At 52.0% G+C, this 13160-nt stretch carries 12 protein-coding genes; 9 read left to right on the top strand and 3 right to left on the bottom strand.

All coding sequences use genetic code 11. The features are described from left to right. Nucleotides 1-821 precede the first annotated feature (821 nt). Entirely contained in the window at nucleotides 822-1793 is a 972-nt protein-coding gene (locus PHV74_10735) for an Lrp/AsnC family transcriptional regulator (protein ID MDD5094838.1), read from the top strand. A gap of 470 nt (nucleotides 1794-2263) precedes the next feature. On the opposite strand, the gene PHV74_10730 is transcribed toward PHV74_10735, so the two are convergent. The 3 genes from PHV74_10730 to PHV74_10720 all read right to left on the bottom strand — a co-directional run bounded on the left by PHV74_10730 (nucleotide 2264) and on the right by PHV74_10720 (nucleotide 4112). Further along, nucleotides 2264-2800, bottom strand: coding sequence for a transposase (locus tag PHV74_10730; protein ID MDD5094837.1), 537 nt, complete (start codon nucleotides 2798-2800; stop codon nucleotides 2264-2266). Next, nucleotides 2781-3068, bottom strand: coding sequence for a hypothetical protein (locus tag PHV74_10725; GenBank protein ID MDD5094836.1), 288 nt, complete (start codon nucleotides 3066-3068; stop codon nucleotides 2781-2783). The genes PHV74_10730 and PHV74_10725 overlap by 20 nt, the downstream gene beginning before the upstream one ends. Before the next feature lie 75 nt (nucleotides 3069-3143). Further along, complete coding sequence (locus tag PHV74_10720) at nucleotides 3144-4112, bottom strand: Lrp/AsnC family transcriptional regulator (protein MDD5094835.1); 969 nt, start codon at nucleotides 4110-4112, stop codon at nucleotides 3144-3146. 350 nt (nucleotides 4113-4462) lie between these two features. Here PHV74_10720 and PHV74_10715 point away from each other — a divergent pair, with 350 nt between their 5' ends. The 8 genes from PHV74_10715 to PHV74_10680 all read left to right on the top strand — a co-directional run. Next, nucleotides 4463-6856: a pyruvate formate lyase family protein gene (locus PHV74_10715; protein MDD5094834.1), complete on the top strand. Its 2394-nt coding sequence runs from the start codon at nucleotides 4463-4465 to the stop codon at nucleotides 6854-6856. Nucleotides 6857-6910: 54 nt separating this feature from the next. Then, a complete protein-coding gene (locus PHV74_10710) occupies nucleotides 6911-7036 on the top strand; it encodes a hypothetical protein (protein MDD5094833.1) in 126 nt (41 codons plus the stop codon). 15 nt (nucleotides 7037-7051) lie between these two features. After that, on the top strand, nucleotides 7052-7300 hold the full coding sequence (locus PHV74_10705; protein MDD5094832.1) for a hypothetical protein: 249 nt from the start codon (nucleotides 7052-7054) through the stop codon (nucleotides 7298-7300). Between the two features lie 220 nt (nucleotides 7301-7520). Beyond that, entirely contained in the window at nucleotides 7521-8735 is a 1215-nt protein-coding gene (locus PHV74_10700; GenBank protein MDD5094831.1) for a CoA transferase, read from the top strand. 271 nt (nucleotides 8736-9006) lie between these two features. Continuing rightward, nucleotides 9007-10272 carry an ABC transporter substrate-binding protein gene (locus PHV74_10695; protein ID MDD5094830.1) on the top strand — a complete coding sequence of 422 codons (1266 nt, stop codon included), beginning with the start codon at nucleotides 9007-9009 and terminating at the stop codon, nucleotides 10270-10272. Between the two features lie 532 nt (nucleotides 10273-10804). Next, nucleotides 10805-10975, top strand: a complete 171-nt coding sequence (locus PHV74_10690; protein ID MDD5094829.1) for a 4Fe-4S binding protein — start codon at nucleotides 10805-10807, stop codon at nucleotides 10973-10975. After that, nucleotides 10975-12285: an NAD(P)/FAD-dependent oxidoreductase gene (locus tag PHV74_10685; GenBank protein ID MDD5094828.1), complete on the top strand. Its 1311-nt coding sequence runs from the start codon at nucleotides 10975-10977 to the stop codon at nucleotides 12283-12285. Before PHV74_10690 ends, PHV74_10685 begins: the two co-directional genes overlap by 1 nt. Before the next feature lie 118 nt (nucleotides 12286-12403). Further along, on the top strand, nucleotides 12404-13160 hold a 757-nt coding region (locus PHV74_10680), incomplete at its 3' end, for an ABC transporter ATP-binding protein (GenBank protein ID MDD5094827.1).

Here is a 13160-nt window from a genome sequence, read left to right as displayed (position 1 = left end):
TCTTCCGCAATCGCCTCCGCCCGGTCTGTTTCCAGGTCAACAGCAGCGATGTTAGCGCCAGCCTCAGCAAAAAGCCGGCAGGTACTGGGCCCGATACCCTGATTATTGATCCCCCCGCCTCCCACAACCAGAACGGTTTTGTTCTCCAAGCCTAGCCTCGCGACCGTCATTATGAAATTGAACCCTCCTATTGTACTGTTGGCTGTCTTCTCTGACCTCTTTTGTCCACGGCGCTGAGCACTTTCATGATGTCGCCATCATTCAGAGTAGCATTCGCCTCTGTGCTTCCTCGCCATGATCAACAGGTCAATGCTCGTGGCCAAGAGGGACTGAAGTCGATTCCTGCTGGGTTGGCATTCGAACATGCTGGGATCACTGGAGGAAGATGGTCGCATTTTACACCATCGTTTTACATATGTCAATATATACAGCACTATATTTTGCATATGTACCAGAAATATTTACAAAGTGAGTCATTTGTGTAATAATTGTCGTACAAGCGCGAGAGTGATATGTGCCGCCTGTGTTGGGGTAGTGGCTCCTGACAAAGCGACTACCTATTGGCGATACACGTTTCTCTCGGTGTTTGCAAAAGTTCGAGTACGTGTCATTGTCGTGGGTGGATGCACACGCTGCCGATCACAGGCAAACGGGGAAGTCAAAGTCGGAGTCGATACTGCCCTGTCAGGGCGCAGCCATAACAGGCCTGTAGTTCGTGCTCGTATCGGCTTAAGCATATTTGCATAATCGAGTGACGGGCCCGAACACGGCCCCTTTGCCGTCGTTGAACGCGAAAACAGATTCGGTCATAGGATGATAGAATGTTGGAGGAGGAAGAGATACGCATGAAAACTATGTCTGCAAGCACGGAACTTGGTGATCTCGAACAGATGCTGGCTAGGGAACTGACAGCCGATGCGAGGCAATCCACCCGGGATCTTTCTGCCAAACTCAGCACGAATCCAACAACCGTAGCCAGCAGGCTCCGGAAGATGGTCGCTGCCAAGGTGATTGATTTCGTTACGCTGGTTGATCCCTGGTATTTAGGATTTCACCTCAAAGCGATACTGGGTCTTAAAGCACAGACCGGAAAAGCGCTGGAGGCCGCACGCGAACTTGAAGGCTGCGAGAACATTCAGACAGTTACCCTGACCACAGGGCGTTATGACATAGTGACGACCGCTCTATTCAAGGATGATCAGAATTTGCTTGTGTGGATGAGTAACAGACTGAGCCGAGTGCGTCAAATAGCAACGGTGGAGGTAATGACTGTTCTGCAAGAGGTCAAATATTACCACATCGGACTGTTAGGTGATGCCTCTGGTCGCCGGGAAGCAAGATTGCGTTGTCTTGATGAATCAGACATGGCGATGATTAGAGAACTTGAGTTGAACCCTAGGGTGAATATCGGTGTCCTAGGGAAGAGAATAGGTGTGAGTCGACAAACGGCCACCAGAAGACTCCAAAGACTCCTCGGGGAGAAGGTGGTAAGGGTAATTGCCGTCGCCAATCCGTCGGTGCTGGGTTTGACTGGACCTGTCTTTGTGTTCATGAAGGTGAAACTTGAACTGATTTTCGTTGTGTCTGATGCCCTTGCCGCAGATTGGAGAGTGATGCATGTGGCAGTAATCACGGGAAGTTTTAACTTGGTTGCTTACATGGCTTTTCCGAGTGACGATGACATGTATCATTTTCTGACAAACGACCTTGGCAACATCCCAGGTGTTGTTGATCATGAAACAATGACTCAAGTGGGCAAGTCCCACGGCTCGTTCAGGCTCGCAAGTCAATAGTCAGGGAATCTCCCATCAAGCAGGTTTTTCCCCCCCCGCCAAGGGGGGGTATCTGTTCTGTTTCTCCAAAAAGGGAACACCTCCGGTGTAGCCACAGAAGTCAAAAATTCAGGCATGCCAGAAGGATTTGGGTTTGATTGATTATTAGAGAAACGAGTATAATCAGAATAGGTCGCGCTGCTCCCTGAAATATCGTCCACCGTCTCCCTTCGCTATCCGCTGGGTAGTCCTGGTTCTAACTCTACCACTGATACTGTAATTGGGGGCACTTCAAAGGCTCCTATCGTTCCTCCAATTGCCCCAGTTCCCAGTACTGCAATCCGCCTGTCCTTGTTCATGATTCCCCCTTTTTCTTATCAGCCCTTGTTCATGGAATTACTGTGATGTTTGATTTCGGCTTTTGGTTCGACTTGCAGCTATTCCAATCATGGCGTCACCGCAAAAAGGCTGCTGCCGAAGTTCCGATCAAATCATCCTGATGTTGCTGACCAAGCCTTGGCAGACGCATGGCTTGACTGACGGACCAAGTTGAGCGCCAGGACAAACGCCAACAGGATGACGAAGGCTGAAAAGAGCGGTATCGCGGCATCGGCCTTAGTCAGATAGGTCCAGAGTCTGCCGAAGTTGATGCCGATGGCCATCAGGATGATGCCGTTGCGCACCCGGGAAAGCCCTCTAATCCTCAGTTTTCCGTTGCGCATTCTCCGTTTGAACTGACTGACCGTTCCCTCGATTGCCGATCTCAAGCGACATTTGCTCCGATAGCCTTCCTGGCTCAGTTGTCGGCGCCTCTCTGTCAGCAGGACCTGGCGATCCATGAAGGAAAGGGAATAGAATCGTCTGCTACAACGAACGGGACAGACTTCCACCATGGGACAGGCGCTGCACACCGCTTTATCAAAACGAACAACATGACGGCCCGATTCCGGTTTGTCTATCTGTTCTATCGGGGCATGCCCTTGCGGACAGGAAACGACGGCGTTACCCTCAAAATAAAAATCGGTCAATGAAAGCTGGTCTTCCGGCTCCCGGCTCCCGACGACCTTTGACTTCGGTGGGGATGAGGACGACGTTCTCTTGTCTGCATACCTTCTCCGAATTCTCACCGGTGTAGTTGGCATCCGTGATCATCTCCTCAACCCCGGTTCGCTCCTTTATTCCCGGCAACCGGGCGGCCACGAATTCATCATCGGAGACTACATTCGGTTCAGTGCAGACATCAGTCAACAATTGCACCTTGTTCTCCGGTGCACAGGTTTCGGCAACATTGAACATGTGACCCTTATTGACCTCCCCGTTCTTTCGGCGAGATGAGAACTTTCTTAAGTGGCGGATATATTACGCTTTGGATCATCTGGCTTTTGATCCGCCCTGGGAAGCCAGTTGAAAAGAACGTTTGTAATGCTTGGTAATCAGGATAAATTCCGTCTGTGTCACACCGGGAATGATGCTCAAATCGTTCGACAGGAAACAGTGCATGTCCTCCCGGTCTCTAAATATGGCTGATGTCGTCAACTGGAACTCGCCTGTGGTCATCACAATGTGGGTGATATTTGAATAGCCACTCAGTTTTTCCACCACATCATTAAGGCAGGAGGAGGCGACTTTCAGCTGGAGTATGGTCCAGATTCGATAGCCCAAAGACCAAAGGTCCGGTACGCATCTGATCCAGATGACTTCCTCATCAAACAGCGCCTGCAGTTTCCGGCTGACAGTGGTTCGGCTTACCCTAAGGGTTTTGGCCAGTTGAGAAATCGTTTCCCTGGGCTGCAATTCCAGCTCTCCAATAAGGGATCGGTCCAATGCATCCAGGCTGAAAGACGCCGCTTTGTCTCTGACAGTACAGTTCTTGCCTCCTGTATGGGACCAGCCATATTTGAACCTCTTGATGACCAAAACGGTATGCACGTTAGTGACATCCGGAATCCGTTCCACTTCCCCTTGAACAAAGTCCAGCAAATCATCCAGATCTCGAATCATAATTGTGGCCATCAAATCATAACGCCCCGCAGTGCCGATGAGCAACTGCACGTCCCGAAAAGACGCCAATTGAGCTGCCACGGCATCAACCTTACCTGGACGGGCATTGATTCTCAGCGTTGCCTGTGTGAAGTATCCCAGGGTGATGTGATCGGCCATAGTGACAAAAGATACCATGCCTTCCTCCATAAGGCGCTGTAATCGCCGGCTCACGGTGACATGGTTTAATCCCAATCTGGCACCCAGTTCCAGATAAGTTTTTCTGGCGTTCGTCTCCAGCTCTCTGATGAGCATCAGATCAATTTCATCGAGGATTGGGTTCGTACCTCGTTCTCCCATATGCACTTCCTGAATTATAGCAATATATGATAAGGGACCCGATCAAAAAGCGCAACAAACACCACGATTTGATTGGCGGGTGCATGGCTGATTTTATGTCAGATTTCTCCAAATTGCAATAATGCAATAATAACTATATATTGCGCAGATGTAGCGCCATGAAACGCTTGACAGATGACATAAATATAATATAATAGGGCTAATGATTACAAAAATGCGTTAAATGTCAGTGGAATTGGAAACGATCTTGCTGCTGGAATGCGGTCCTCTTTGGCTCCTTTAAAAAGTGAGTTAGTGTAGCGACTCGGATTCTATCCAAAGATGGAATCCGACAGGTGAAGGGAGGAACCATGATATATCAACTTGATGTACAAGCAAAACTGAGTGACCGGGTGAAAAGGCTGAAGGAAAGCTTCCATGAAGCGCCTGTCAAGCTATCTACAGAGCGGCTGCGGTTTGTTCTGGAGGCATACAGAGAAACGGAGGGAAGAGCCCCGATCATCAGACGCGCGATGGTTCTGGATAAATACCTTAAGGGAATGACCCTGCAGATCGACGAAAATCCCATCGTGGGGAACCCGACCCAGTATCGACGGGGAGTCAATCCCTATCCGGAATGGGCAGCCAACTGGTTCACGAAGAAAGACCACAACAGCCAGTTTGGCAGTCTGCAACCCAAGCTGAACGATGAAGACTGGACCCTCATACGCGAGGCAAGAACGTACTTCAATGGCCGATGCATGGTGGATAAGGTTAACGAGGTCTTCGCCGATATGCATCCGGGATTGACCCGGCCTGAAATCGTGAGAGAATGCTCGATTCTGGACAGCGCCTTTGTACCTATCGGATACATTGTCGTGGATAATGCCAGAGTGATTAATAGAGGGCTTGAGGGCCTACTGGAGGATGTTCGCCAGAGATTGGAAAGGATACCCGCAGCCTACGTCCAGGAAATTCACCGGATTGAGTTTCTGAAGGCGGCCCGGATCAGTCTCGAGGCGGTTATCGCCTGGGCCAACCGGTATGCCGATCTGGCCGAGCAGATGGCTCAAAGCGAGACCGATGAGTCGCGAAAAAAGGAACTCATTGGGATCGCCGAGAGATGTCGCCGGGTACCCGCCAAGCCGGCCCGGGATTTCCGCGACGCTGTACAATCCTTATGGTTCACCCATGCTGCCATGTGGGCAGAGGTCGCACAGATCGGGATGTCCCCGGGAAGGATCGGGCAGTATCTGAACCCCTTCCCTCTCAAGGATAAACAGGAAGGGAAAATCACCGACGAGGAAGCCGTAGAGCTGATCGAGCTGTTCTTCATCAAGATGTCTGAACTCGCTCTTCACCAGCCTGGTGACAACGCCGCTCTGGCTGCTCCCAATCATCTGGGGCAGAATATCAGCATCGGGGGAGTTAAAATAGACGGGACCGATGCCACCACCGAGCTGGATTACCTCATCCTGGAAGCGGATGCTCAGGTCAGGATGATCCAACCCAGCCTGGTTTGCATCTGGCACAACAGGCTTCCCGAAGAGCTGCTGATGAAATGCGCTGAGAATATCAGGCTGGGCATCGGCAAGCCGGCGTTCGTCAATTCCGACCTTTGCGTCCAGCGCAACATGGATCGCTACAAGTGCTCCGTGGAAGAAGCGCGCGACTTTGCCATTGTCGCTTGCACCCAGTCAGGCATAGTCGGCAAAATAAACGGCGACTGGGAGACCTTGATCAGCCTGCCCAAGATGCTGGAACTGGCGCTGAATAATGGCGTCAATCCGTTGACCGGAGTGCAGCACAGCCTCAAGACGGGCGATCCGACAAAGTTCCAAACCTATGAAGAGTTGCATGAAGCAGTCTGGCGCCATCTGGAGTATCTGGGACGTCTGGGACGCGAGATGGATATCGCATCTCTCAGTCTGAATTCGCAATACCTGCCATCGCCCTTCTGTTCCTGCCTGGTGGACGATTGTATCGAGAAGGGGATGAACCTGCTGGAGGGCGGATCGAGGTATTCCTTTGACACCCAGCTGCCGGTGGGGACTGTGGATCTGGCTAATTCCCTGGCAGCCATCAAAAAGCTGGTATTCGAGGATAAGAAGCTCACCATGAAGCAGGTGATCGATGCCTTGAAGGCTGACTTTAAGGGATATGACACCATTCGCAAGATGATGATCGACGCCCCCAAATATGGCAATGACGATGACTATGTGGATCAGATCACCAAGGACTGGTTCGACCTCTTCTACAAGATGGCCATTATCTACAAGTCCCATGTGAATACCGATGACGGCCGGCCGGAAGCGGTCAGCGTTTCCCTTCATCGCCTGTTCGGGCACTACTGCGGCGCGCTGCCTAACGGCAGAAAGTCCCTGCAACCCTTTGCCGACGGTATCACCTCTGCCTATCCCGGGACCGACAAGAACGGGCCTACCGCTCTGATTAAATCGGCAGCCAAGGTGCTGGACCCGATGAAGTATGACGGCAACCTGCTGAACATGAAACTCCACCCGACCGCGGTGGCAGACAGACAGGGGATGAGAAAGCTGTTGATGCTGGTGAAAACCCTGATGGATCTGGGCGGATATCATGTGCAGTTCAACGTGGTGGACAGCGAAACCTTGCGAGATGCCCAGCAGCATCCCGAAGAGTACAAGAACCTGATAGTCCGGGTGGCCGGGTACAGCGCTTTCTTCGTTCAACTGGACCCCCTTATTCAGGAGGAGATCATAGACCGGACCGAGCAGAGAATCTGATGCAGATCCACTGAAGTTCATTTTCCCGAACATGAAACTAAACGAAGGAGACCAATGGCAGAAACCAGACGAAAGAGGACTAATCCGGAGCTGGAAGATTTGAGCGGCCCGTTCAATCCCGATCTGAAGCATGAAGATTTTTCAAAGGAGTTCCTGCTCAGGCTGATGGAAGGATGGTAATAGGCTTGGCTTTAAATGACGGAAGAATGGAGGGCCGCCATTAACAAGCGATGCGACCCTGAAGTGGCCAACGAATGTGAAACAGATGCCTGGGGAGCCATGAGCCGAAGGGTCAACCCCAGATACGCTGAGCTGGCCGGAATCGAACTAAACACCGTGGTAGACAGCCTCAAAGCGTTTCAGTTGCCGCTGGACAACACCATCCACGGGCTCTTCAGGCCGGAGTTTGAGATCAAGAGCCGAATAACGGTATCCAGACGATGAAGAGATGCCGGTCTTTGGAGTACTTCGAGGAGAAATGCCCGGAGCGAATCCATCACGTGTGTCACATTACCGAGCCGGTACTTTTCAAGAACTATTTGATTAACCCCACGATCAAGATAACCCCCCTGAAGCTACCGCCTCGCGCGAGTAAGCGAGTAAGGACGATGTCTGTTGCCAGTGGGAACTCAAAATCGAAGAATAGGCGAGGGAGGAAATTGCCATGTCGATGATTCTAGAGGGAATTCGGGTTCTGGATTTAGGTCACTGGCTACTTGGGCCTGGAGCTGCAGCTACGTTGGGTGACTTGGGGGCCGATGTTATCAAAATTGAAGACAGGGTAACAGGTGACGCTTCTCGCGGTATGATGTCTGCTCAGAGGGCAACCACCGGAATAGGGGGGCGTAATTGGTTTTTTGAACACTGCAACCGGAACAAGAAATCCATTACCCTCGATCTGGAGAAAGCGGAGGGAAAGCGAATCCTGTACGAGCTGGTGGAGAAATCGGACGTAGTGGTGCACAACAAACGAAAAAGCGGTCTGGCGCGACTGGGGATAGATTATGGCACCCTTTCCAAATACAATCCACGCCTGATATATGCCACGGCATCCGCCTTTGGATCAAAGGGCCCGGATCAAGATAAGACCTCCTATGATATCACCGGGCAAGCTCGCTCAGGGATGATGTACGCCAATGGAGAGTCGTGGATGCCGCCTGTGCTCACTCAAGGCGCGCCGTCCGACCGCATCGGTGCGATCATGACAGCCTTCGCGATTGTCGCGGCTCTTTTGCATCGGGAGAGGACGGGAATAGGGCAGGAGATAGAAACTTCCTTGCTTGGCGGCATGATTCATCTGCTGGGCATGCATATCGACTTTAACACGCTTTTGGGACAGCAGATGACACGACCGGATCGGAGTAACATCCCTAACCCCCTCTGGAACTACTACAAGTGCAAGGATGACAAATGGATCATGCTGGCGGGTCTTCAAGCAGATAGATACTGGGCCGATCTGTGTCGAGCTTTGGGGCTGGAGCATATCGAAAAAGATCCCCAGTTTGAGAATATGGATGTCCGAAGCAAGAACGCGACGTCGTGTATCGCTATCATGGATAAAGCCTTTGCCACCAAGACAAGGGCAGAATGGCTCGATATTCTCAGGAGCACCGGAGACCTGGTATACGAGGCAGTCAATAACTTCCCAGAGGTATTAAAAGACCCTCAGGTATGGGCGAATGACTATGTTGTTGAGTATGATCATCCCGCTTGGGGAAAGGTCAATTTGGTAGGGTTTCCCATGCATTTCAGCCGCTCCCCGGCATCGATCAGGTTGCCCGGGCCGGAGTTTGGCGAGCATACCGAAGAGGTGCTTCAAAATGTACTGGGCTACAGTTGGGATGAAATAAGCAGGCTGAAAGATGCAGAGGTGATCTGAAGTGGGCAATGTATGCATTTCTGTGCGGAGATGGCGTGAAGTGCTCGAATGAATCAGAACATCCACAAGTGCATGAAAATGTATCGATGTTGTGAAATCGACTGGAGGGTTGGGAGGTGATCGAGCTTGGCAGTCATGGAAGCATCAGAAATTAAGTCGACGTCGAGGCTAGAAGCAACACTTAAGCGGCTTGCGAGCAGAGGGGGTGATTATAGACCTAAAAAGGTATCACGTGTCGAGGCTTAGTATTATTGAAAAAGGAGGGGTCCACATGTCACTAGAAAAACTTAGCTTCTGGAATAAATCTGTAATATTGTTCCTGATTCTGATCCTGATGATACCCGTTCTGGCGGCCTGCGGCGATGATGACGAAACGCCAACGCCACCAGTTACCACTTCGTCGGCAACGACTCCAGTGAAGACCGCTCCAGCCGTGACGACACCAGCAACAACCACTCCGACTATCTCCAAAGAGCCGGTGAACATTGGGATTCTGACCTCATGGTCAGGGGCGGCAGCCAAAGCAGGTAATCTTGTTGATCGAGTGCTTAAGATTATCGACAAACAGCTGGCGGACAGGGGAGGCCTTAATGTTGATGGAGTGATGAGGCCTGTCAAGTGGTACAAGCAAGATGATAACACTCAAGTAGCCGATGCCGTAGCGGGCTACAAGAAGCTGGTGCTGCAAGGTGTTTCGGCAGTCTTCATTGGCGGGGCGACCGCAGCCGCTCTTACAGCGACATCCGATGTCGCGGAAGAGACGAAAGTGCCGCTGTTCAGCGTAGGTTCTACCCCTGTAGACCTGAGCAATAGGCCATACACCATACGCTGCGCCTATACGAACGCCACTGATATCGCCACGATGGTGTCAGATTTCGTCTTGAAAGAGTTTAAGCCCGAAACGGTAGGACTGCTTATGGCGAACATGCAAGACATACGCGCCCGCAGTTCTCTAATCAAGCAAAGGTTGGAAGCTGCCGGTGTAAAGGTTGTGTATGAGCAATACCCCGAGGTCAACACCACCGACTTCTCGTCATTGCTTACCGGCATCAGGCAGAAGAACCCCGATGTGCTAATTGGAGACGGCGGAGCTGACACGTTTTATGTTAACGTCTTTAAGCAGATACCTGGACTGGGTGGCTGGGGAGATATCAAGTTTGTGAGCAACAGCGTAACATCCAGCGGGCCGGCATTGAACGAAAAGGGAGCGGACGGCACATACCATTGGATTCTGTGGATGCCCGGGCTCCCTTTTCCTGGGTCCAAAGTGTTTGAAGACGCATGGAAGGCACAATACAGTGAACGCCCTACATCAGGCGATATTGTTATGTATCAAACCATCTGGGTAGGATTGAAGGCCATCGAGATGGCGGGATCGGACAAGCCTGAGGATATCCAGAAAGCGGTCCGTTCGGGGAACTTTGTCTGGGAGGACGCACCGGGAGGATCGTTCCATATCAACGCTGACGGCACTCACAATAACGTGGGACAAATGGTGCTCTTCAAAGATGGGGTGCTTGTCCCGGTAACAGAATAGCTCCAAAGACTGTTGTGTGATAGTTGATCTTCTATCGGCTATGTTGTCAATCAGCGAAATGAGATTACGACAATAGAATCAGCCCACTGTGAAGCAGGGTCTGATTCTTAGTGGGATCGGCTCAAAAAACAGCCATTCCGCCGCTGGAAGGCCATAACGGTACCAACGGATGAGTATCGTCGTGGAGAAGAACTCGGTTCTGGATCGGGCTGAGACCACGGCTGGGCAGAAGAATCAGGCGCTGGCAGAACTGGGGATACTCCGGAGTATCTTCTATTGAGGCTGGCAGAGGACCACGGACGTAAGCCCGTGGGTGAATGCCGATAGGTAGGGCTTGTTCCCCAAGGTGCCACGGGCGTGAGCCCGTGGGGTTCCACTGTTGGCGGCATGGGGAGTCACTTTCAGGGAACATGATCAATCCCAAAAATTAAGATAGCCCTTCTGAAGATGCCGCCTCCAAAAAGCAAGGACAACATCTGCTGCCAGTGGGAACTCAAGATTGAAGAATAGGATTTCTTAAGGAGGAAAGAGAATGGTCGTAGTTGATCAGGAAAAGTGTATCGGCTGCAATATCTGCTCGGCATTTTGTCCCGTCGATGCTCTGGAAGGGTATGGAGTGATTGAGATAAACAGGGATTCTTGCACGGAGTGTCTTGAGTGTGTCGGCACCTGTCCCATGGATGCCATCGCGGAGGTGAAATAATGAAACAGGTCAAATGTGATGTCGCCGTTATTGGAAGCGGCATTGGAGGCACCACAGCGGCCTCTTTGCTGTTGAAGAAGGGATATAACGTCCAGGTGGTGGAGAAGCTGCCGTTTTATGGAGGGCGATGCCAGACGCTCGATCACCATGGCTTCAGGCTCAACACCGGAGCGGCCATGATCGGCGATGGGATTCACGGGGCGCTTTGTCGGGAGGTTGGCGCCGAGCTGGAACTTCGCGTTCCCGATCCGGTATTCAAATTTCGCATCAGGGGGAAGGACTTCACCGCTCCTCCCAAACGGATGTGGCAGGCCATCATCGGCGCAGCCGCCCGGGACGACGCAGAGGCGGATCGGGTGTTTTCGGCGTGGATGAAGGCCATCACATGGGCCGAACCGTCCTACTCTATGTCCATGGATGACTGGGCCCGACAGTACACCGATAACGCCCTAGTCTTAAAGTTATTCCACTTTCTCACCTGTGGCATCGGAGTGAATAGCTATGAACTGCCTGCCGGTGAATTCTTCCGTCAGATCACCCAGGGGGCCACGATGACTTGGGCTTATCCACCCAGAGGGTGTGGCCAGTTCTCCGATGCGCTGGTGGGAGCCATCAAGCGGATGGGAGGAGACGTGTGGACACGTTCCCCGGCAATAAAGATCAATGTGAAGGATGGGGCGGTCACCGGCGTAGTGGTGCAGAAGGATAGCGAGCCGATCGAGATCGTGGCCAAGACGGTGATTAGCAACGCCCCGCCGCGCAAAACGGTGGAATTGGCAGGTGAGGAGCATTTTGGCCCTGGCTATCTGAAGGATGTGCGGAACATCATGGGATCGCCAATGATCTGTTTTGAGTTTGCTTCCGACAAACAGCTGCCCCAGCTCGAAGGGTCTTCCTGTTATTGCTTCACCGAGTACAAGCGAGCCTTTATGATCCTTGATTTCAGTTCCTTGTGTCCGGAGATGTCGCCAAAGGGCAAGCATCTTCTGGAAGCGGCCTGCGTTCCGGCCTCGGTCATTCCCCCTTATGATATCAGGAGGGAGGTGACGCTGGCCCTGGAGGACTTGCGGCAGAACATGCCCGGTTTTGACAATGATGTAAAGCTGATCAAGATCAGGGTTGCTCAGGGAGACTGGGGCGTCACCGGAAACATTCCCGGGAGAGGCAACCTGTCCATAAAGACTCCGGTATATGGCTTGTACGCCGCGGGAGATCGCTCTGCCCCCGAGGGTTGGTGGTGTTCTCTGGCTGCCATCAAGAGCGGCCGTTTGGTAGCCGAGGACGTCGCCAAACGCTTCAAGCCCGCTTGATGTGCCCCCCTTTATTCTCAGTCCAAGTCTAACATTAGACTTGGACCGGTTTACGGGGGGCACATCAACATCGTGTACGAATATACTGGCAGCAATATCGCTTTGAGCTCTGGTTATCATGAATTCAGAAAACATTCTTGACGTAAAAAACATCACCAAAGACTTCGGTGGGTTAAGGGCTGTGAATGATCTGAGTTTTGTCATTCGGTCCCAAGAGATCATCGGCTTGATCGGCCCCAACGGTTCAGGCAAGACCACTACTATCAACGTCTTGTCAGGGGTTTATAAACCCTCAGCGGGCGAGATACTCTTCAATGGCACTCCCATACATAAGCTGCCCCCATGGAAGATTGCGACGATGGGTATTGCGCGTACGTTTCAACAGACACAGTCGTTTATATCGGCTACCACTCTGGAGAGCGTGGTGTACGGTTGCCACGTGCACGAGAGGAGCGGCATTATCGACAGCCAGTTTTTGCGGGTAAAGGTGAACAGGGAGTTGAAGGCTTCTCAAGCTAAAGCCATGGGAATACTGGAGACTTTGGGGCTTGCAGAGTATGCGCCCAGGCCGGCCGCCAGCTTGCCTCCGGGAGCGCAGAGGATACTGGCTATCGCTATGTGTCTTGCCGGCAATCCCAAGCTTTTGTTTCTGGATGAGCCGGTATGCGGCCTGAGCGCTGAGGAAAGCAACAAAGTCGTTGCCGTGATTCGGAAATTGAGAGATCAGGGGCTGACCGTGCTGGCTATCGATCATGACATGCGGGTGATGATGAACATCTGCGACCGCCTGGTGGTCATAGATCACGGTACCAAAATCGCTGAAGGTGTTCCCAAAGAAATACAATCCAACGAACAGGTGATTGAGGCTTATTTGG

This window comes from Dehalococcoidia bacterium (assembly GCA_028711995.1).
Taxonomy (GTDB): domain Bacteria; phylum Chloroflexota; class Dehalococcoidia; order SZUA-161; family SpSt-899; genus JAQTRE01.
Note: the sequence above shows the minus strand (reverse complement) of the source record. Positions and strands in the feature narration are given on the sequence as shown.